General features: G+C 44.8%; 16 protein-coding genes. 7 read left to right on the top strand and 9 right to left on the bottom strand.

Annotation, left to right across the window (positions count from 1 at the left end; all coding sequences use genetic code 11):
* Positions 1-227 precede the first annotated feature (227 nt).
* Positions 228-968 carry a ribosome maturation factor RimM gene (gene rimM, locus RMX98_RS33670; protein ID WP_322676068.1) on the top strand — a complete coding sequence of 247 codons (741 nt, stop codon included), beginning with the start codon at positions 228-230 and terminating at the stop codon, positions 966-968.
* Between the two features lie 76 nt (positions 969-1,044).
* On the opposite strand, the gene RMX98_RS33665 is transcribed toward rimM, so the two are convergent.
* Both RMX98_RS33665 and RMX98_RS33660 read right to left on the bottom strand, forming a co-directional pair.
* Positions 1,045-2,454, bottom strand: a complete 1,410-nt coding sequence (locus RMX98_RS33665) for a hypothetical protein (RefSeq protein WP_322676062.1) — start codon at positions 2,452-2,454, stop codon at positions 1,045-1,047.
* 716 nt (positions 2,455-3,170) lie between these two features.
* On the bottom strand, positions 3,171-3,674 hold the full coding sequence (locus RMX98_RS33660) for a hypothetical protein (RefSeq protein ID WP_322676063.1): 504 nt from the start codon (positions 3,672-3,674) through the stop codon (positions 3,171-3,173).
* 505 nt (positions 3,675-4,179) lie between these two features.
* On the opposite strand from RMX98_RS33660, the gene RMX98_RS33655 reads away from it, so the two are divergent.
* Positions 4,180-6,561 (top strand): phosphoketolase family protein, encoded by a 2,382-nt coding sequence (locus RMX98_RS33655; RefSeq protein WP_322676064.1) that lies wholly within the window; start codon positions 4,180-4,182, stop codon positions 6,559-6,561.
* 651 nt (positions 6,562-7,212) lie between these two features.
* On the opposite strand, the gene RMX98_RS33650 is transcribed toward RMX98_RS33655, so the two are convergent.
* Positions 7,213-7,893: an SDR family oxidoreductase gene (locus tag RMX98_RS33650; protein ID WP_322676066.1), complete on the bottom strand. Its 681-nt coding sequence runs from the start codon at positions 7,891-7,893 to the stop codon at positions 7,213-7,215.
* 375 nt (positions 7,894-8,268) lie between these two features.
* Here RMX98_RS33650 and RMX98_RS33645 point away from each other — a divergent pair, with 375 nt between their 5' ends.
* From RMX98_RS33645 to RMX98_RS33635, 3 genes are all read left to right on the top strand, one after another.
* On the top strand, positions 8,269-9,882 hold the full coding sequence (locus tag RMX98_RS33645) for a DUF1565 domain-containing protein (protein WP_409882081.1): 1,614 nt from the start codon (positions 8,269-8,271) through the stop codon (positions 9,880-9,882).
* A gap of 578 nt (positions 9,883-10,460) precedes the next feature.
* Entirely contained in the window at positions 10,461-12,572 is a 2,112-nt protein-coding gene (locus RMX98_RS33640) for a TIGR00300 family protein (RefSeq protein WP_409881827.1), read from the top strand.
* Positions 12,573-12,614: 42 nt separating this feature from the next.
* Positions 12,615-13,133 (top strand): DUF2085 domain-containing protein, encoded by a 519-nt coding sequence (locus RMX98_RS33635; RefSeq protein WP_409881829.1) that lies wholly within the window; start codon positions 12,615-12,617, stop codon positions 13,131-13,133.
* A gap of 180 nt (positions 13,134-13,313) precedes the next feature.
* On the opposite strand, the gene RMX98_RS33630 is transcribed toward RMX98_RS33635, so the two are convergent.
* The 3 genes from RMX98_RS33630 to RMX98_RS33620 all read right to left on the bottom strand — a co-directional run bounded on the left by RMX98_RS33630 (position 13,314) and on the right by RMX98_RS33620 (position 15,680).
* Positions 13,314-13,451: a hypothetical protein gene (locus RMX98_RS33630; protein ID WP_409881830.1), complete on the bottom strand. Its 138-nt coding sequence runs from the start codon at positions 13,449-13,451 to the stop codon at positions 13,314-13,316.
* A 48-nt stretch (positions 13,452-13,499) separates the two neighbouring features.
* Complete coding sequence (locus tag RMX98_RS33625; RefSeq protein WP_409881831.1) at positions 13,500-14,600, bottom strand: TIGR03032 family protein; 1,101 nt, start codon at positions 14,598-14,600, stop codon at positions 13,500-13,502.
* A 513-nt stretch (positions 14,601-15,113) separates the two neighbouring features.
* Positions 15,114-15,680 carry a CAP family protein gene (locus RMX98_RS33620; protein WP_409881832.1) on the bottom strand — a complete coding sequence of 189 codons (567 nt, stop codon included), beginning with the start codon at positions 15,678-15,680 and terminating at the stop codon, positions 15,114-15,116.
* A 275-nt stretch (positions 15,681-15,955) separates the two neighbouring features.
* Here RMX98_RS33620 and RMX98_RS33615 point away from each other — a divergent pair, with 275 nt between their 5' ends.
* Positions 15,956-16,219 carry a hypothetical protein gene (locus tag RMX98_RS33615; protein ID WP_409881833.1) on the top strand — a complete coding sequence of 88 codons (264 nt, stop codon included), beginning with the start codon at positions 15,956-15,958 and terminating at the stop codon, positions 16,217-16,219.
* 128 nt (positions 16,220-16,347) lie between these two features.
* Here the strand turns inward: RMX98_RS33615 and RMX98_RS33610 are convergent, their stop codons facing one another.
* Positions 16,348-18,198 (bottom strand): Ig-like domain-containing protein, encoded by a 1,851-nt coding sequence (locus tag RMX98_RS33610; protein WP_409882080.1) that lies wholly within the window; start codon positions 18,196-18,198, stop codon positions 16,348-16,350.
* A gap of 319 nt (positions 18,199-18,517) precedes the next feature.
* Positions 18,518-19,039, bottom strand: a complete 522-nt coding sequence (locus tag RMX98_RS33605; RefSeq protein ID WP_409881838.1) for a hypothetical protein — start codon at positions 19,037-19,039, stop codon at positions 18,518-18,520.
* A gap of 28 nt (positions 19,040-19,067) precedes the next feature.
* On the opposite strand from RMX98_RS33605, the gene RMX98_RS33600 reads away from it, so the two are divergent.
* Entirely contained in the window at positions 19,068-19,232 is a 165-nt protein-coding gene (locus RMX98_RS33600) for a hypothetical protein (protein WP_409881839.1), read from the top strand.
* A 213-nt stretch (positions 19,233-19,445) separates the two neighbouring features.
* Here RMX98_RS33600 and RMX98_RS33595 read toward each other — a convergent pair.
* Positions 19,446-20,768 (bottom strand): calcium-binding protein (locus RMX98_RS33595; RefSeq protein ID WP_409882078.1); only part of this gene is annotated, 1,323 nt, incomplete at its 5' end.

The following is a 20,768-nucleotide window of genomic DNA, read 5'->3' as shown; positions in this document are numbered from 1 at the left end:
AGTCCCCCTTAAAAAGGGGGATTTAGGGGGATCTACGATGATTTTGGTTTTCTAGAAAGATGTGTGTACACCGTAGCTTTGGGAGAAGGGGAGATGCCAAGGGCGATGGGGGTTCCCCCCATGAGGAACTGCCGAACCCGTTAGCGAGTCTTGCCTACGGCACGCTGCGCGAACGAGCGTCAGGGGTGGTTTATTTCCGCCGTGTTGTACTAGTAGGAAAAATGGAAATGAAACACGAAGAAGCTAATAAAGAGATCGGAGGCAGAGAGGCACAGAGGCAGAGGGGCAAGACTCCAGCCCCTAATCCCCAGCCCGTAGTTCCCACTACCCAATCCCCAACCCCCAATCTCGACGATTGGCTAGAAATTGGTAAGATTGTTGCTCCTCAAGGATTATCTGGAGAATTACGGGTTTATCCTGTATCAGACTTTCCCGAAAGATTTGAAGTGCCGGGAAAACGTTGGTTGTTGTGTTCAGGTGACACAGAACCGCAGCCAATCGAATTATTAGCAGGACGTTACATCAGTAACAAAAACTTGTATGTAATCAAATTAGCTGGCGTGGAAAATTGCAATCAAGCAGAGACGTTGCGCGGTTGTACGTTAATGGTGCCAGCAAGCGATCGCCCCCAATTAGGCGAAGATGAATATCATGTCCTCGATTTGATTGGCTTGGAAGTCTTCATGCAAGCATCTGGCGAACTCGTGGGTACGGTGGTAGACATCATCCCGGCTGGCAATGATTTGTTAGAGGTAAAATTACATCCATCTTTTACCACCGACAAAGGACAAATGACAAATACTTCGGCTCCTTTCGACTTCGCTCAAGGCAAGTCGCTCAGTACAAGTGACAAAAAACAAAAGACTGTTTTGATTCCATTTGTGGAAGCGATCGCACCAGTGGTAGACTTGAAATCTCATCGCATTGAAATTACCCCACCACCTGGGTTATTGGAAATTAATAATTAGGTTATTCATTGTTATTAAATTGTTGTTATTGCTTGACCATAGCTTCACAGCATTTTATTTTTGTGTGAATAACAAACTAATCTTGAGTTATTTTTGATGCGAGCAAAATTGAACGCTGATCGTGCATTGAAATATTAAGCTTGGTTGCTAGTTTTTGACGATCCCTATATCCTATATCGTGCATATAACAGTGGCGCAAAATAATCTGTTTCAATAAACGATCACAAACAGGATTTTTGGAGAATTCAGAGTGCAATTTATCAATCTTATGAGTATCTAATTTTTTTTCAAACTGTAATTCAATGATTTCTTGAATCAAGCAGAATGAAGGCTTATAGTTGCTTTCGGTTACTTTAGTATAGATGTCACGACCTTTGGCAGAACCTAAAGAAAACCCAATTTTGTAAAGCATTCCCAAAATAACGTTATAATTAATCCCTAAATAAAAAGACTTGACTTCCTGAATAATTTTTGAGTCGTCAAGATTTGGTTTTTGTTCTAATATTTTTGGAATTTTCCTGATTGACTCTTCTCGCACGAATTCCGAAAATTTTAGAAAAACGTTAAGAAATCTTAGTGAAACCAAAAGTGATTCTTCATAGATAAACTCTAGAGAGTTTCGCTCTAGAGAGCCAAGTCTATTTCTTAAAATCTGTCCACAGACTTCAATTGCTCTAAATACTTTGTTCACTTTTACCATGAATTCTTCTACGTCTTTGTCGTCATATACAGGGTTATTCTGATCTTCATGTTGATCAATAAAATCTTTTTGTCTATCATCTTCTAATCGTTCTTGTCTGGCGTCACGATTCTCTAAAACAAGGTCAGGTATTTCTTGAACAAAATCTTGAAGAAAAGATAAAGAACTTGCTTCTAGTGTTACTTCTTTTTCATCAGAAAAAATATCCATAACAGAAAGTAGAATCTCATCAAGAATCCACGGATCTTTGGAATGGTGCGTAAGAAACAGAACTATGTTCGATGCCTTCTCAAGATGAATCGTATTTACTAGATGTTTTATTCTCTTTTTAGCTTCTTCGCCTCGATGAAGAGAGTCTGCCAATTTTTTTGCTGCAAAGAAGTAAAATAGATATCGGTAACGAAACTTTAGATCAGCCTCTGATTCTTGCAAAATAAATGAATTGACCAAATCTTTAATCACTTTTTCTTGATCAACTGTAAGAAAATTCTCTGAGTACTTTTTAAAAAATACATTTAAGCCAGATTTATCAAGGCTTTCGGAAGGAGATTTTAAAATTTCTCCCCCAAGTTCTGATAAAACATTGAGGTATGTATCAATCTCGGTTGGTTTTACATGAACACGGTCTAAAGCTTGGTAGATCAAATACTGATAACAGTGTCCGTAAGCAGTGAGTTCAAGTCTCTGTGTAGTGATTAGCTCGAAAGACTGAAGAAGCATCAAGATGTGGAATGGTTTTGCTGGAACTACATTTTTGCGTACAAGCGATTCTACATGAAGACGCAATTCATCTGTTTTTGCCCAAACCTGCTGTTCGTCTGCTTCTTCAGTTAACTCTAATGCTACCCATTTCCCAATTAGTTCACCACGATGGACATTACCGAAAGGGAGAATTTCTAACTTTTTATAATCATCAAGATCAGGAAAATCAGGTATGATAAATTTAAATGATTCCTCTGCAAGCAGAATAGTATGAGAAAAAATCGAATTAAGATTTGCTATAAATTTATTTTGTGCCTTCTTATTAATAGTGCTTGCAGATATATCATCTACAATACAAACAAGATTAAGTCTTTGAAGAAATTCTTCTGCAAACAGCGATTGATATGTAGCTGCAACTAGCTTCGGAATTTGTTCCTCGATATTAGAATTTTTGATGTTTGCCCCCTCAATAAGTAAAGGTAAAAATCCAGAGGAAAGAGCATCTAGAAATATTTTTTTTGCAAGAGTAGTTTTGCCTGATTGCTCATCTCCTAAAATAAGGATACGCTTATCATATTTTAATAGTTTTTCGCCTGAAATATTCGAGGGAAATTCTTCTAACGATTTATTTATGACTTTTAGGTTAGGGAAGACAAATAAATCATTCAGAGAAACACATTCACGACTTCGATGTGCAAACTTTATTCCAGTATTCTCAAGAAACTCTCTAAATTCGTTTGTTACTTCTATATTGGAACTAGAAGGAGTACTTAAATTACTGAAGTGATATTCACTAGAAGTTAAGGAATCTGTTTTTTTTTAATTGTTCTGTTAATCAAGCTAATAAAAGTTGGAAAATGCTTACGTAAGAAGTTTTCTGTATCTAGCTCCGCTTCGTAAGAAATTCCCACAAAAGGCGGAATTGAAGAAATTACTCCTTTGAGCTTTGCTGCTGCTGATTTATCTGGCTGATTTAGTTTATCTCGAATTTCTTTTAAGAGCATAAGGGCTTCATCAGGATAGGTAAGCTCATTTACCTCAATTTTACGAACTTGGTTCACAATTTGTGCAACTACAACCTGCGCCTCTTGTTCTGAAATTTCGATAGTTTCTGACTGCTCTGAGAGAATCTCCCAGTACTCTTGCTCATACGGCTGCATCAATTTTTTCAAGTCGGTGATCTGCAACTTAATTCGCTCCTTGTCTTCATCGGGAGTCGTTGTCAACGTCAATTCTTTACCTGACAGTTGTTTACGATAACGGGTCAAAATTTCCTCAACGTCACCCAGGCGATCGCTTGACATCCCTATACTCCAAAATTTCAAAAACAATTGTTCAGTTTTACACAATCTAGTTCATTATGTCTTTGAGGTTTTTACATAATTAGCACTTACACATCGTACATCAGTACTATACGTAATTTAGATATTTCAGCCATGTTTAGCACCTAGCGATATCTACGACGGGCTACACCTACGCAAATATGCGAGTAAATCAGGGTTATGCGAAGCGCCTGAAACGACCAAATATCAATGATCCACATTATGGTTAATAGTGCGTAAGTCATAATAACTTACAAAAATTTGTACAGAAAGCTCTAGATGAAGAAAATGCCGATTGATAGCATTAATCAATAGCGTCGGTGTAGCTTAGCATAGACATTGCTGCTCTCTATCCTTTGCCCAAAGCCAAATAATTTAGTCACAAAGGCTGGAAAAATTTATTGAGGGTAGATGGCCATCATCTTGAAAATAAGTAAGATTACATACTGGTGAATCCGTCAAAATCCTTTTGTAATGGAGTGTCGAAATGACATTAGCCAGTCCTCCACAAACAAAGCCTTTAACAGATGAAGAATTACAGAAGATAAACGCCTACTGGCGTGCAGCGAACTATCTTTCGGTTGGGCAAATATATCTACTGGACAATCCGCTACTAAAAGAACCGCTAAAGCTGGAACACGTCAAACCCAGGCTATTAGGGCACTGGGGAACAACGCCAGGGTTGAACTTGATCTATGCTCACCTGAATCGGGTCATCAAAAAATATGACCTCAACACGATCTATATTGCTGGCCCTGGTCATGGAGGCCCTGGACTGGTAGCCAACACTTATTTGGAAGGCACTTACACTAAGTACTACCACAACATCTCCCAGGATGCTGAAGGAATCCAGAAACTCTTCAAACAATTCTCTTTCCCTGGCGGTATTCCTAGCCACGTTGCACCAGAAACCCCTGGTTCAATTCACGAAGGCGGAGAACTAGGTTATGCCCTCGTCCACGCTTTCGGTGCTGCCTTTGATAACCCTGACTTAATTGTTGCTGCTGTTGTCGGAGATGGCGAAGCGGAAACAGGTGCTTTAGCGACTAGCTGGCATTCCAACAAGTTTCTTAACCCCGTACATGATGGGGCTGTACTTCCAATCTTGCACCTGAATGGATATAAAATTGCTAATCCAACAGTACTCGCACGGATCAGCCGTGAGGAATTAGAAAGCTTATTTGTAGGCTATGGCTACAAGCCCTACTTTGTCGAAGGTGATGATCCCGCAGATGTCCACCAGCAGATGGCGGCGACTCTAGATATAGCGATCGCCGAAATTCAAAGTATCCAAAGAGAAGCCCGCGTACATGGTTTCACTGAACGTCCCCAGTGGCCGATGATTATCTTGAGAACCCCCAAAGGTTGGACAGGGCCCAAGGAAGTCGATGGCAAAAAAACAGAAGGTTTTTGGCGATCGCATCAAGTTCCCTTTGGCAACATCGCCAAACAACCAGAACATCTAAAACTCCTAGAAGATTGGATGAAGAGTTACAAACCAGAAGAACTCTTCGATGCTAACGGCACACTAATCCCAGAACTAGCAGAACTGGCTCCCAAAGGTCATCGACGCATGGGTGACAATCCCCACGCTAACGGCGGTCTTTTGCTTTGCGACCTGAAGATGCCCGACTTTCAAAAGTATGCCGTAGATGTTCTCAAACCAGGGCAAGCGATCGCTGAAGCTACCCAAGTTGCCGGAACTTTTCTGCGGGATATCATGCAACTTAACCAAGAAAGCCGCAACTTCCGCATCGTCGGCCCCGACGAAACGGTATCAAATCGCTTAGGCGCTGTGCTAGAAGCCACAGACCGGGATTGGGTAGCCCAGATCCTCCCGGAAGATGACCACCTTTCCCCCGACGGTCGGGTGATGGAAATTCTCAGCGAAACTAATTGTCAAGGATGGTTAGAAGGCTACCTCCTCACCGGACGCCACGGCTTTTTCTCTTGCTATGAGGCGTTCATCCACATCATTGACTCGATGTTCAACCAACACGCCAAATGGTTGAAAACTACCAGAGATATTCCCTGGCGTAAACCAATTGCTTCCCTCAATTATCTACTCACCTCCCACGTTTGGAGACAAGACCATAACGGCTTTTCCCACCAAGACCCCGGTTTTATCGACCATGTAGTTAATAAGAAAGCAGAGATTGTTCGCGTGTATTTGCCGCCCGATGCCAACACTCTGCTATCGGTAACTGACCATTGTTTAAGAAGCCGCAACTATGTCAACGTCATCGTTGCTGGAAAGCAGCCAGCATTGCAATACCTAAATATGGATGCTGCCATCAAGCACTGCACCAAAGGCATCGGTATTTGGGAATGGGCAAGTAACGACAAAGACGGCGATCCAGATGTAGTAATGGCTTGTGCTGGGGATATTCCTACCTTAGAAACCTTGGCGGCTGTGGATATTCTGCGCCAGCACTTCCCAGATTTAAAGGTGCGGGTGGTGAACGTAGTCGATTTAATGACACTACAGCCAAAAAGCGAACATCCCCACGGTTTGAGTGCAAAAGACTTTGACACGATTTTCACCACCGATAAACATATTATCTTTGCCTTTCATGGCTATCCCTGGTTGATTCATCGCTTAACCTATCGCCACACAAACCACGAGCAGCTACATGTGCGTGGCTACAAAGAAGAGGGAACTACTACCACCCCCTTTGATATGGTTGTTCTTAACGAACTCGATCGCTTCCATTTAGTGATGGACGTAATTGAGCGCGTACCAAAACTAGGATATAAGGCAGCTTATGTCAAGCAGCATCTGCAAGATAAGCTGATCGAACACAAACATTACATTGAGAAGTACGGCGACGATATGCCGGAAATTCGCGATTGGAAGTGGCCTTATTAAAAGAGAAGGAAGATGCAGAGGCAGAGGGGAAACTCTTCTCCCTGCTTCCCCCTCTCCCTGCCCAAGAGCCTGTTCCTCGATCGCTAGGCAGACAGAACAATACCATCCAACGAAGCTGCCTGTTTGTAAAAGTTAGCCTGCTGCAACCACACAAGATTTGCCAACAGCCTTTACTGTGGTTAATGTAGCATGAGTTCGACGAACTTCTCCGAAACGGAAAGAGAGGAGCAAGGAAAAATTCAGCTTTTTGCTCCCCTCTCCGATACGGAGCTACAGTGTACACACAAGTTTTTTAAAGTTGCTGTCTAACGTAGGATGGATTAATTTTTGTAGGTCGATACAACAAAGGTGCAGAGCGATGCAATGAAGGTGCAGGGCGATGCAATGAAGGTGCAGGTCGATGCAACGAAGGTGCAGGGCGATGCAACGAAGGTGCAGATTAAGAGACTTGTGTTACAGCATAGCCGACACGGAGAGGGGCTGGGGGAGAGGTCAAATAGACTTGTGGAACTCACGTTAATAGACTTCTTGGCAAAAGTCGGGAAAGGGAGAAAGGTTTGTTATTTTCCCTTTCCCCTGGTTGGTGAGCTTGCCGAACCATAACCTTTACCCTTTTCCCCTCTCTTGCAAAAAGCACTTTTGCCAAGAAGTCTAATGTACAGTCAAGGGAATCCCGTTATCTTTGGGTTTCAACTTGAGAATAAATGGCACAGCTTTCAATACCCAATCTGACACGGGTGTATAATTAGCAGCTTCTTCTCCAAAGCTAATAGAGAGCATATCTGTATGAATAATCCCTGGATTGAGGGGTATAGCTGCCATACCAGTCGGCAATTCTTGTGCCAAAGAACGAGTTAATCCTTCTATTGCCCACTTGGAAGCACAATATGGTGCGACTTGGGCTGAAGTCGAACGTCCCCAGCCAGAACTAAAGTTAACAATAATACCCCGTTTGTTTTTTACCATTGCTGGTACGAAATGGCGAATTATATTCACTACTCCTTTGATATTGATATCTATGAGATCAGAAAATTCTTCGGATGGTATTTCCCACAAAGGTGCTGGGTAATTAATAATTGCCGCATTATTAATCACTATATCTGGCGGTTCATATTTGTGAAGTATACGTTCTGCCCATTTTTCTACAAGCTGTTCATTTGCCACGTCTACAGATGTGAAATCGTTAGGCGTGCTAAACTTCTGGCTTATTTTCTGGATAGCATCTGATGAACGAGCGCAACCAATAACAGTATGTCCCTCTTGAATAAAACGCTCGGTCATCGCATAACCTAGACCTTTGCTTATGCCTGTAATTAAGATGAGCTTAGTCATATTTTTCTGCTATTCAACGTATCATTTGTAAATTTTTCGTGAGGAGCTATTTTTACTAAATGCCCTGCATATTGTAAATCAATAACAAAGCAAGCAAGGCTTTGCGTCTTCTCTTAACCCTACTCCCAGTATCATTATGCAAATTGCAGCCGCACGTTAACAAGAAGCAAGTGCGATCGCTGCTTCTAACATTTTGCTAAGATAACTTGCTGAAATTAGCAATTTTGGGCTAGTCGAGTACTAGTGAAACCCAAAAGCATTTGCATAATTATTTAACTTTGCAGAGAGAAGTACTTTAAGTTACTTAATGCATCAAACGCTACCCACCTTGATGGTTAGCGCTAGGATAGCTATGTATTTTATTAAAGTATAAATATGGCTCAAACTTTTTACGTAAATCCAGTATCAGGCAGCAATACCAATCCAGGTACTCAACAAGCGCCCTTCAAAACTATTACGCAAGCCCTCAAGGTAGCTACTGTTGATACCAAGATTCAACTGGCAGATGGTAATTACAATGCTGCTAGCGGTGAAGTCTTTCCGTTAACTGTTCCATCTGGTGTGACAGTGGTGGGTAATGAAACCAACAAAGGCAATGGTATTTTGATTGAAGGGAGTGGTAGTTACCTTAGCCGTACTTTTGCTGCTCAGAATGTCACATTTGTGTTGCTGGATAAAGCGGAATTGCGGGGAGTAACTGTAACAAATCTGGCTAGCCGTGGTAGTGGTGTTTGGATTGAATCAACTGCCCCTACTGTTGCTAATAGCACCTTTATCAATAATAAGCGGGAGGGAGTATTTGCTACAGGCGATGCTAACCCAGTGATTCTAGGTAATGTGTTCAGTGAGAATGCAGCTAATGGAATTGCGATCGCTAAAAATTCTAAAGGTCAAATTGAAAATAACACCTACTTTAAAACAGGTTTTGGCATTGCCATTAGTGATACTGCATCACCCATCCTTCGAGATAACAGAATCTATGAAAACCGTTCTGGAATCATCATCTCTGGTAGCGCTCGTCCCGTATTACGTAATAATGTCAGTGAAAATAACGCTGAAGATGGTATCACAGTTATTGGAACTGCTCTACCGGATATCGGTAGTAACAATAATCCAGGGGGCAATACTCTACGCAATAACGGTAAATTTGATTTGCAAAATGCCAGTTCCAACAAGCTGGTTTCTCTAGGAAATAAAATAGATGCGTCTAAAGTCACCGGAAACATAGAATTTGCAGATAGTTCGGTTCCAACACCGACAACACCAACACCGACAACACCAACACCGACAACACCAACACCGACAACACCAACTCCTACGACACCAACTCCTACAACACCAACACCTACAACACCAACACCTACAACTCCAACACCTACGACACCAACACCTACGACACCAACACCTACTATAGAATTAACCGATATTACGAATCATTGGGCTGGTGGGTTTATTCGGGAATTAGTGAAATTGGGGATAATTAACGGTTTCCCCGATCGCACATTCAAACCCGATGCGACGATGACACGCGCACAATATGCGGCATTACTAGTAAAAGCTTTCAACCCATCGCCAAATCGCTCTGCAATCAAATTCAAAGATGTACCAGATGACTTCTGGGCATCCAAGGTAATTCAGCAAGCATATCGAGGTTTATTTCTCTCTGGTTTTCCCGACAATACCTTTGGCCCCAACAAAAATATCCAGCGCGTGCAAGTGATTGTCTCCCTAGTGAATGGACTGGGGTTATCTAGTGATAGTACGGCAACTCTCAAAGTTTTCGATGACCAAGCCAAGATTCCTGAATATGCTAAAGATGAGGTCGCAAAAGCTATAAACAAGGAAATTATTGTCAATTACCCAAACCTGAAACAACTCAATCCTACCCGCGATGCTACACGCGGTGAAGTAGCAGCGATAGTTTATCAAACTTTGGTAGATGCTGGTCGTGTAGCAGCGATCGAATCGCCTTATATACTGACTGCTTGAACTGGGGACACTTCGACAAGCTCAGTGCATCGCTGGGGACACTTCGACAAGCTCAGTGCATCGCTGGGGACACTTCGACAAGCTCAGTGCATCGCTGGGGACTGGGGAGAATCGAAGGGGATAAGAGGAAAACTTGTCTCCCTCACCCCTTGCCCTATAAAAAATAAGGAAGAGGAAGAGAGCGATCGCCTAAGGGACTTCCAACTAAAAAAATATCCTATCGCGGTGTAGGCAGGGGGCGGGGAGCAATTGCTTTGTTAGGTTTTGTTCCTCAATCCAACCTACACTTAAGGTTTTTGGCGTTAACCCAAGCGTATTGAGCGATCGCTACCAATATTTACCATTGACTGCTTTTAACGGTGTTTTCACCTGCCCTACTTTCCTGGAAACCCAAATTAAATCAGGCTTTTTTAATTTTGAATTGGTATTATTACTATGTTCCAGTAATAGAATTGATAACGAAGGCTTTGTAAAGTCTATCAAAAGATAGAAGCTTTAGTAGCAGATTTTACCTGTAGCATAACGAAAATCTGTATTCAAAGTAAGCTTGTAGCATATAAAACGCTTGTAAGATTTTTATGACTTCCCGGATTCGCTTTTTAATGTGCCCTCCTGACCACTACGATGTGGACTATGTGATTAATCCTTGGATGGAAGGGAATATTCACAAGTCATCGCGCGATCGCGCCGCGGAACAGTGGCAGGGACTACATCAAATCCTCAAACAACATGCCATTGTCGATTTAGTACCACCTGAAAAAGGCTGGCCTGATTTGGTTTTTACTGCCAATGCTGGTTTGGTTCTGGGCGATAATGTCGTCCTCAGTCGCTTTTTGCACAAAGAACGTCAGGGAGAGGAGCCTTTCTTCAAACAATGGTTTGAGGCAAATGGTTATACAGTCAATGAACTTCCCAAAGATTTGCCCTTTGAGGGAGCAGGAGACGCACTGCTAGATCGGGAAGGACGCTGGTTATGGGCGGGATACGGTTTCCGCTCGGAATTAGATTCTCACCCTTATCTAGCTAAATGGCTGGATATTGAGGTGCTATCCCTACGATTAATAGACGAACGTTTCTATCACCTAGATACCTGTTTTTGTCCTTTAGCAAATGGCTATTTGCTATACTATCCCGGTGCTTTTGATTCTTACTCCAACCGCTTAATTGAAATGCGAGTCGCACCAGAAAAGCGCATCGCAATTGAAGAAGCTGATGCAGTCAACTTCGCTTGTAATGCGGTGAATGTGGATAGCATCGTCATCATGAACAAGACGAGTGATGCTTTGAAAACTCGCCTTCAGGATGCAGGTTTCCAAGTGCTGGAAACACCACTTACGGAATTTCTCAAAGCCGGTGGCGCAGCTAAATGCTTAACTCTGCGGGTGACTGAACCAGTTAGAGATGAACTTCATGCCAATGTCTCGGTAGAAAGCCGCGTCATTCGCATGGAAGGACATTTGTTAGATGCTGGCTTAATTAACCGCGCTTTGGATTTGATTATAGATGCCGGAGGAAGTTTCAAAGTCCTGAATTTCAATTTGGGAGAACAACGGCAAAGTACTTCAGCCGCCGAGGTGAGAGTATCAGCACCATCCCATGAGGTGATGGAAGAAATCATCTCTCGATTGATTGATTTGGGTGCTGTAGATTTACCCCATGATGAGCGAGATGCCAAACTAGAGCCGGTAATTCAAGATGGCGTTGCGCCTGATGATTTCTACGTCAGTACAATTTATCCCACAGAAGTGCGGATTAATGGTCAGTGGGTGAAGGTAGAAAATCAACGGATGGATGGTGCGATCGCCATTACCCAAACTGCCAATGGCTTTGTAGCTCGGTGTAAAATACTTCGCGATCTAAAAGTTGGCGAACAGGTAATTGTAGATGTTTTAGGTATCCGCACCATCCGCAAAACTGAATCGCGGGAACTCCGCAGCACTCAAGAATTCAGCTTTATGTCGGCGGGAGTTTCCAGCGAACGGCGCGTGGAATTAGTCGTTGAGCAAGTGGCTTGGGAATTGCGTAAAATCCGCGATGCTGGTGGTAAAGTAGTTGTCACGGCTGGACCTGTGGTAATTCACACTGGTGGCGGCGAACACCTGGCGCAACTGATTCGAGAAGGATATGTACAGGCATTACTGGGTGGTAATGCGATCGCAGTTCACGACATCGAGCAAAATATCATGGGCACTTCCTTGGGTGTAGACATGAAGCGGGGTGTCGCCGTACATGGAGGACACCGCCATCACCTCAAGGTAATTAATAGTATCCGTCGTTATGGCAGCATTCCCAAAGCTGTGGAGGCGGGAGCAATTAAAAGTGGCGTCATGTATGAGTGCGTCCACAATCATGTACCTTTTGTACTTGCGGGTTCGATTCGGGATGACGGGCCTTTGCCTGATACCGTAATGGATTTGATTCAAGCACAGGAGCAATATGCCAAACACCTAGAAGGTGCAGAGATGATTTTAATGCTGTCATCGATGCTGCACTCCATTGGCGTGGGTAATATGACTCCGGCAGGAGTGAAAATGGTATGCGTCGATATTAATCCAGCTGTAGTGACTAAGTTAAGCGATCGCGGTTCTGTAGAATCAGTGGGTGTGGTGACAGATGTAGGATTATTCTTGAGTCTGTTGATTCAGCAGTTGGATAAGTTAACAAGTCCTTATGTAAATAAGGTACGTTAAGAAAATAAACCGCAGAGGCGCAGAGGGCGCAGAGAAAGGGAGATGACAAGAATAGCTTTTAGTGAAGAGTTGCAGGTTAATTGGGTAAGTTTTATAGCTGATTTCTTGTTGGTAGGGATGGTTTTTGGCCCGCCGATTGCTCCCTTTTTGGCTGCGTCTGGAGTGTCTTTGCTTCCTGGAATTGCGGACATCATTTATTTCATGGGTAATCATGTCTGTCCGCAACCAGATATGGGGTTAGATTTAGCACCACCGTTTATTATGGCTGTGTGTATGCGCTGCTATGGTACTGTCACGGGTTTGCTAATTACTCGTCTGCTATATGGCGTAACTGGTGGTAAAGGATTTTACTGGTTAAATCAATATGGCTGGAGTGGTGTGGCGATCGCAAGTGTGCTAATGATGGCTTATCCTTTGGAATTAGCAGCACAGGTTTTTGGTTTGTGGAGTTTTAATAACTATTTGGTTACGCCTTTTGGGTTAATTACAGGTTTGGCGTGGGGATTGTTTACTATGCCAATTTTGCATGGGTGGCATGGTGCTAAAACTAGCTTGACTTAATTGTAGATTTGATCGCACAACTTTATAGAGTGGATTAATTTTTGTAAGTTGAAACAATCGCATTGTAATACCAATTTGAAAAAAGAATGCGATAAATAGACCATTTGTAGAGACGCGATGAATCGCGTCTTTCCCCAGCATCACTGTTGCCGTTGGGGTCGGCACCGGATGCCCCGATAATTAAGTCATCGATGCATCGCCGTTGATGTCTCCCGCATTGCTCACCGAGAAGCCTGAGAAGTCTCCTGCATCGATGCCATTGATGACGAAGCCGTTGCTGCCATTGAGGTCTGAGAGGTTGAATGATGAATTAGGCATGATTTTCTCCTAGATTGGTTGTTTTTAGCGATGGAAAACCTTGAGAAATTAGCCCAGGGTAATTAGGCGGCGAATTTCATCACTTTTGAAACCGATTGCCATCGGTCGCCGTACCCCTGGCAAGGCCACCACGTCATACAATTCGGTGACTACGCCCTCTATCCTCAAGCTGTGGACGATATCCCCTGTGGTTAAATTAATCACCAGCAATCCACAACGGGGTACGGCATTTTTAACCCGCAAGTTCTCATCTAAAGCCAAACCCGAAAATGTCTTGTTATGCCTGGGTAGAGATAGCCCGACAATGGCAAACTCCCCAGCAAAGGTTAAGCCGCGTAAGTAACCCGGACAGAAAGCGACTGGCTCAAATGCTCCCCTTTCCAGGTCAACATAGCCGAATTCTCCGGTTCCCGAATTGAGTAACCACAGCTTCTCTCTGTACCATCGCGGTGAATGGGGCATCGATAGACCACTGACAATTACTCGATCGCTGGTTATATCGATGACGCAACCGCCGTTGGCTCGGTGGTCGCGCCATCCATCGGCGACATCACTCATGCTGGTGGCACTGACGTAGCGCGGCTGTCCGTTGACCATTGCCAAACCGTTGAGGTGACATCTGTCTTCTGCTGCTAGTTTGGAAATAAATGGCGGCTGCCATAGCGGGACGAAACTATGGCTATTGCTGACTGTGGCTAGACAGCTAAATAGTGTGTTGACGAAGACGATTTGTTCTCCCGAATAAGCCACATCATGCACGTCCAAGTCTCCGGTGACATACCCGACTTGCGGTACGTACAATACGTCATAGCCATTGTGATTTTTACCAGGCTCTAGGGCATTTTCAAACCGCCACAGTTGATAGAGCGAACTCATGTACAGGCTGTTGCCTTCTGCCCATAATCCCATGCACCGCTCGAAGGTGCGTTCGAAAACTGATAGTTTCCCCGATGGTTGCAAGCCGATGAAAAACAGCTTGCCAGCTTGATAGGTGCTGATGGCCAGACTGAGATTCTGTTCAAGTAGCCAGCTAGTAAACTGGCGAGAGCTAGTTATTTCTAACTCTGGGCGACTGGTTGCTTCTGGCGCTGTTCGAGCTAGGCTGTCATCAGTTGGCTCTTGTTGATTGCTGGAAACGCTAAAGGTCATTATGTCTTTGTCGGTGGTGCTGTTAGCTTGGGCGATCGCATTGTGTCATGAGCTTGTAACAAAGGTGCAAGCCGATGCAACGAAGTTGCTCTTTGATGCAATCAAGAGACTTCTTGGCATTTGTCGGGAAAAGGGTAAAGGGGAAGGGGAAAAGGTTCTGTATTGTCCCCTTCCCCTTTAACCAAAACCTTTTCCCCCTCTTGCAAAAAGCACAAATGCCAAGAGGTCTAAGGTGCAAGCCAATACATCAAATGTTGTTATAGCTATTACCTTCGTCGTTTTTTGTTAAATTTGCTGTGGTGAAGTGGATTATAGAGCGATGTCTTACGACAAGCCGAAGCAGCGCGTCTACGCCTCAACGATCGCATAGAACAAAGATCCTAGTCCAAACTAGGATCTCTGTCTTATATAATTGATACTTATAGTTGTTGGCAGTGTTAAACTTTTGCTGTGGCAAAATCGATGATGTAGCGATCGCCTTTTACGCTTAACCTAGCGGTTGGTAATCAACTACTACGGTTTTAGTACATTATCAGCAAACTGCCCTTTCACATTTCCTGCGGGAGAATACTGGCAAACTACATAGAAGCCATCGTACTTAGTACCCTCAATTGTTGCAGGACCAGGTGCAGCACCGCAACCTACTTTGGTACTGCCTTTCCAGACTACCTGAGTAAAATGCCCGGTTGCGCTAGAAAATACAGGGTTGTTGTAGTCATAGTCTTTAATTTCACTGTACCAGTCTTGGACTGCTGCGCTACCTAAGTTTGTTGACTCTCCACCCCAGTATATGTTCTCTCCTGTATTGTTTAGATTGGTACTGTGTTCTAAGTCACCTTTAGCTGCTATGGTTTGTGCCCAAGCTTGTGCGCTTTGGTTGAGAGTATCATCAATGGTCACGTTAGGACTCTTATGCTTGGTTCGATAAGTGTTGTGTGCAGATACAGCATCGGTACGCAACTTGGCTAAGTCAATAGATGTCTGTCCTAAAACAAGGTGATTACCGATTGCTACTCCAGTGAGTCCAATAGCTAAAGTTGTAGCTGTTGTTAGGGTTAAAGCCGAAAAGAATTTATTCATGGTTTTGTGCTTGTTAATGTTTGTTAACTTAACTTTTCTAAGTCAATGCAACTAAAGTGCAACTTGGGAGAAAAGGCGGAAGATTCATCGCCTCATCAGTTGAGTTAGGCAATTGCCTAAATTTTGCTGTAGCGAAATGGATTATATAGCGATCGCCTCAATGAGCGCATCGTACAAAGATCCAAGTTTTGACTAGGATCTTTGTCCTATATAATTAATACTTATGCTGTTTTCGGTAAGTAATGATTAGCACTAGTATTTAAAGATTGAGCTAAGTGAATTTGTGCAATTTCAATGCCACAAAGGTGCAAGCCGATGCAATCAAATTGCTCTTGAAGACAACAAAGGTGCAAGTCGATACAACAAAGGTGCAAGCCAATGCAACAAAGGTGCGAGTCAATGCAACAAAGGTGCAACTCGATGCAACAAAGGTGCAACTCGATGCATCAATGTTGCTTGTTTATGCAACTAAGGTGATTTCCGTTAATAAATCTACCGTCGCTGTTGGTTTCGACTTCTCTGCAAGACGCTACGCGTAGCTTGCTTCCCTAAAGGGGTACGCTCAACCAACTAATGGATCGAGAGTTGAGCGAAGTCGAAACTCGTCAACCTGGGTATATTCTTTGTCAGAAATTACCTAAAGTAGGCGTTGCATGAATCGAGATGATTAAAGCGTGACGAAATTAGCGGCAGTTAGCGTCGTAGTATTAATACCAGTCAGCGTTGCCAAAATTTCATTAGTGGAAGTGACTTTGATATTGTTACCAGAGAAACTCAGTTGTCCAAAGCTCAAACCACCATACAATCCAATCAGATCGCTACCCTTAGCGAAATCAGTAATGGTGTCAGTACCTTCACCAGCCGCAAAAGCAAAGATATCGTTACCATTGCCACCTGTGAGGATATCGCTGCCAACACCACCATAGAGAACATCGTTGCCATTGTCGCCCTTGAGGGTATCGCTGCCCGTGCCACCATAGAGGGTATCGTTGCCGTTGCCACCGAGTAAACTATCGTTGCCAATACCGCCATTTAAGAAGCCATCCCCATACAAAAGGTCGTCACCAGTACCGCCGTCAATACTATCGTTACCAGTACCACCGTAGAGGGTATCGTTACCAGTACCACCAGCGATAGTATCGTTACCCGCGCCACCGTAGATGTTATCGTTGCCATTACCGCCGTTAAGGGTATCGTTACCCGTACTGCCAATCAGGTTATCGGCACCATTGCTACCAGGCGTAGGAGTTATTGAGTTGACTGGGATAAATCGAATGAAATCCAAACGAGCTGGTTCGGTTTGATCCTCGAAGCCGGTGATCGTAAAAGTATCGCCCGTGCTAATAGTTAGATCGGCACCCAAGAGTCGTTCCACTTTCGTGGTGGTACTGGGAACACTATCGTTAAGGTCTTGATTGAGGACGATTGAGCCAAGAAGATTGCCTTGTCGGGTCAGGTTAAAGGTAGATTGACCATCGTTTTCATCAAAAGTGCCGATAATCACATCATAGAGACCGGAAGGCCCGTTAAAGGTGAAGCTAACAGTACCAACTTCGGTATTACTTGGCCCGTTCACTAGACTTAGCACCTTGCCACCTTCAGCGACACTAACATTTTCAACCCGATAGCCTGTGATATCAGTAAGATTTTCCGCAACGATGGTGGATGTTACAGGTACATCTGTTACACCATTGATAGTAATGGCGGCGGTGGCTGTACTCGTGCCGCCTTTGCCATCAGCAACGGTGTAGCTAAAGCTATCAGTGGCTGTTTGCCCATTATTGAGAGACTCAAATTTGTTGTTGGGGTTGTAGCTGAACGTGCCATTGGCGTTGAGAGTCAACAAAGCACCGGAAGCCAGAGTAATTGAGTTGCCGACACTGCTAGCGACACCATTAACTGCCGATACGGTCAAGATGTCGTTGGTATCAATGTCGCTATCGTTAGCTAAGACGTTGCCACTGACAGGCGTATCTTCATTAGTGGTTTGGCTATCATTAACGGCGACAGGCGCATCGTTAACACCGTTGATGGTCAGGTTAACGGTAGCTGTGCTGGTGAGACTGCCATCGCTGATGGTGTAGTTGAAGCTATCACCTGCCGTCTGCCCCGTTCCCAGAGATTCAAACTGACCGTTAGGATTGTAGTCGAATGTATTATTAGCGTTGAGAGTCAATAAGGCACCCGACGCTAGGGTAATTGGTGTTCCTCCGGTTACACCAATACCATTAACTTGAGTAATTGTCAAGACATCTCCCGTATCGGGGTCAGTATCGTTGGCTAGAACGCTAATGGTGACTGGAGTATTTTCATTAGCCGTCGTTGTATCATTATTTGCAGTTGGCGGATTGTTGGCGACAGGTATTTGTGTGCCGTAAACATCATCATTATTAGTGGCTGTTCCGGCATCATCAGCCGCACTGTTACCGCTGAAGCTAGACGAACCCGTGAAACTGACACTGCCAAGGGTAGTCGGCATTCCCTGATTATTGCCGTTAGTGTTGGTGGTGGACTGCATGATGAAGATTGCCCCACCTAAGCCCTGACCTGCTGAAATATACCCCGCCCCACCTGTGGCTGTGTTGTTGGTAAAGCTGGTGTTGTTAAGGGTTAAAGAGCCAGTGCGGACGAAGATGCCACCGCCAAGACCGGCACCACCGCCGCCTAAGTAGGAGCCGAAGCCATCACCGCCGTAGTTGCCGCCAGACCTTAAGCCGCCGCCGCCGCCGCCGAAGCCGCCGTTGCCGGCGGGGTAGCCGCCGTTGCCACCGCCGCCGAAGCCACCGACACCGCCACCGTAGTTGCCGTTACCGCCGTAGCCGCCAGTGTTGCCGATGCTACCAGCAAACTAGCCCACCGCCGCCGTTGCCGCTACCATTGCCAAACATACCGCCGCCACCACCAACATTCAGTCCAAGGACACCGCCATTACCGCCTTGGGCTGCGTTATTAGTAAAGGCGACATTGGTGAGAGAAACATTGCCATCATAGATGAACAAGCCGCCGCCGAGTCCCGCACCGCCGCCACCAATTCCAGCATCTCCGCCTTTAGCCCGTCCGTTGGTGATGGTTAAGTCAGAAATACCGACTGTTCCTGACAAAATAAACAAGGGGCGCACGTCGCCGTTATCGTTGCTGCCGTTGTCATTGGCATCGCCGCTAATACTGTGGTTGTTGCCCACAATGGTGATGTTGCTGTTCACCAGGGTTTTCATTACCCCAGTGATGCGAACATCGTTATCAATAGTAATGGTGTCATCCCCTGCCAGTTGGTTAGCTTGGAGAATGGCATAACTGAGGGTGCCTGCGGTATCTCCTAGACCGTTATCAGTAGTTTGGTTAACAATGAAATTTGTCATTTGATTGATTTCCTTTGGTATTAGGTAAATGAGAAAAAATAGTAGCGCGGCAACAAAGAGGGAAGATTCTCAGCTTGATGAATTCGCCACTGGTGGTATTGGCTGGGCGACGATCGCATTCGCTGGACTATTGCTGAGGTTGTGCCAAAAAGACAACCCTGAGAGTGGCGAGGCTTACGCTTCTACTCCATGAAGACTGAGCAAGGTTAATTTTTGCAACGCTTATGCATTAAAGGTGCAAGCCAATGCAACAAAGGTGCAAGTCAATGCAACTGAGTTACTCTTGGATGCAACAAAGGTGCAAGCCAATGCATTAAAGACCAACTTTGATGCATCAAAGGTGTAAGTCAATGCAACAAAGGTGCAACTCGATGCAACTAAGATCGGCTTGCATGAATCAAGATAATTAAAGCGTTACGAAATTAGCAGCAGTCAGTGTCGTAGTATTTATACCAGTCAGCGTCGCCAAAATTTCATTCGTGGAAGTGACTTTGATATTGTTACCAGAGAAACTCAGATCTCCATAGGTTAAACCACTATACAATCCAATCAAATCGCTACCCTTTGAGAAATCAGTAATGGTGTCAGTACCTTCTCCAGCCGCAAAGGCAAAGATATCGTTACTGTTGCCACCTGTGAGAATATCGCTGCCTGCACCACCATAGAGTAAATCGTTGCCATTACCACCTGTGAGGCGATCGCTACCACCGCCACCATAGAGGGTATCATTGCCATTACCACCGTTGAGGGTATCGTTACCTGCACCGCCATCCATCAGCCCATCGCCATACAAGATGTCGTTGCCATTATCACCGTTGAGGCTATCGTTGCCATTGCCGCCGTAGATGGTATCGTTGCCATTGCCGCCGTTGATGATGTCGTTACCAAGGGTGCCAATCAAGCTATCAGCAAAATTAGTGCCATTACTGTTAAGACCGACAGCCACAGTCACCGTACCAGTATCAGTGAGGCTACCATCGCTGAGGGTGTAGTTAAAGCTGGCATTACCAACGAATAGAAGATTTGGAGTAAAGGTAACGTAATCATCTGTACTGTTGTTGGGGGTGCCGTTATTATTCAGCACGGCAGTACCGTTGGTAGCACCGCTAACAGCAGTGATGCTCAGGGGGTCGCCATTGGCATCGCTATCATTGGCTAGTAAGGTAGTAACTGGGATGTTGATGGCAGTACCAAAGAATGTAGCAACACTGTCATCAACAGCAACGGGGGCTTGGTTGGTTGCAGTGACGTTAATCGTGCCATAGACATCATCGTTGTTTGTAGCAGTTCCCGGATCGTTAGCTGCGCTGTTACCACTAAAGCTAGGATTACCTACAGAAGTGACAGTTGGTAGAACGGTAGGCATTCCCTGGTTGCTTCCGTTGTTGGTGGTGGACTGCATAATGAAGATTGCCCCACCCAAGCCTTGACCTGAGTTAGCACCCGTGCCGCCTGTAGCTGTGTTGTTGGTAAAGCTGGTGTTGTTGAGGGTTAAAGAGCCACTGCGGACGAAGATGCCACCCCCTAGTCCAGCACCGCCGCCGCCGCCGTTGATGTTGCCGTTGCCGCCGCCGAAGCCGCTATAGCCGCTCAAGCCGCCGATGCCCGCCTTGCCGCCGCCGCCGCCGTAGCCGCCGATGCCGCCGTTGCCGTTGCCGTTGCCGTTGTCTCCGAAGCCGCCGCCGCCGCCGCCGAAGCCGCCGTAGCCGCCTCTGCCGCCGTAGAGGCC

The organism is Nostoc sp. DedQUE02 (assembly GCF_034531035.1).
Taxonomy (GTDB): domain Bacteria; phylum Cyanobacteriota; class Cyanobacteriia; order Cyanobacteriales; family Nostocaceae; genus Nostoc.
The sequence above is the reverse complement of the archived record's forward strand: the minus strand, read 5'-3'. Positions and strand labels throughout refer to the sequence as shown.

What these genes read in the sequence shown, in the direction of transcription:
- rimM (WP_322676068.1), top strand. Translation starts at nt 228, where the DNA reads ATGAAACACGAAGAAGCTAATAAAGAGATCGGAGGCAGAGAGGCACAG.
- RMX98_RS33660 (WP_322676063.1), bottom strand. Translation starts at nt 3,674, where the DNA reads ATGTCAAGCGATCGCCTGGGTGACGTTGAGGAAATTTTGACCCGTTAT.
- RMX98_RS33655 (WP_322676064.1), top strand. Translation starts at nt 4,180, where the DNA reads ATGACATTAGCCAGTCCTCCACAAACAAAGCCTTTAACAGATGAAGAA.
- RMX98_RS33650 (WP_322676066.1), bottom strand. Translation starts at nt 7,893, where the DNA reads ATGACTAAGCTCATCTTAATTACAGGCATAAGCAAAGGTCTAGGTTAT.
- RMX98_RS33645 (WP_409882081.1), top strand. Translation starts at nt 8,269, where the DNA reads ATGGCTCAAACTTTTTACGTAAATCCAGTATCAGGCAGCAATACCAAT.
- RMX98_RS33640 (WP_409881827.1), top strand. Translation starts at nt 10,461, where the DNA reads ATGACTTCCCGGATTCGCTTTTTAATGTGCCCTCCTGACCACTACGAT.
- RMX98_RS33635 (WP_409881829.1), top strand. Translation starts at nt 12,615, where the DNA reads ATGACAAGAATAGCTTTTAGTGAAGAGTTGCAGGTTAATTGGGTAAGT.
- RMX98_RS33630 (WP_409881830.1), bottom strand. Translation starts at nt 13,451, where the DNA reads ATGCCTAATTCATCATTCAACCTCTCAGACCTCAATGGCAGCAACGGC.
- RMX98_RS33625 (WP_409881831.1), bottom strand. Translation starts at nt 14,600, where the DNA reads ATGACCTTTAGCGTTTCCAGCAATCAACAAGAGCCAACTGATGACAGC.
- RMX98_RS33620 (WP_409881832.1), bottom strand. Translation starts at nt 15,680, where the DNA reads ATGAATAAATTCTTTTCGGCTTTAACCCTAACAACAGCTACAACTTTA.
- RMX98_RS33610 (WP_409882080.1), bottom strand. Translation starts at nt 18,198, where the DNA reads ATGCAGTCCACCACCAACACTAACGGCAATAATCAGGGAATGCCGACT.
- RMX98_RS33605 (WP_409881838.1), bottom strand. Translation starts at nt 19,039, where the DNA reads ATGACAAATTTCATTGTTAACCAAACTACTGATAACGGTCTAGGAGAT.
- RMX98_RS33600 (WP_409881839.1), top strand. Translation starts at nt 19,068, where the DNA reads ATGAGAAAAAATAGTAGCGCGGCAACAAAGAGGGAAGATTCTCAGCTT.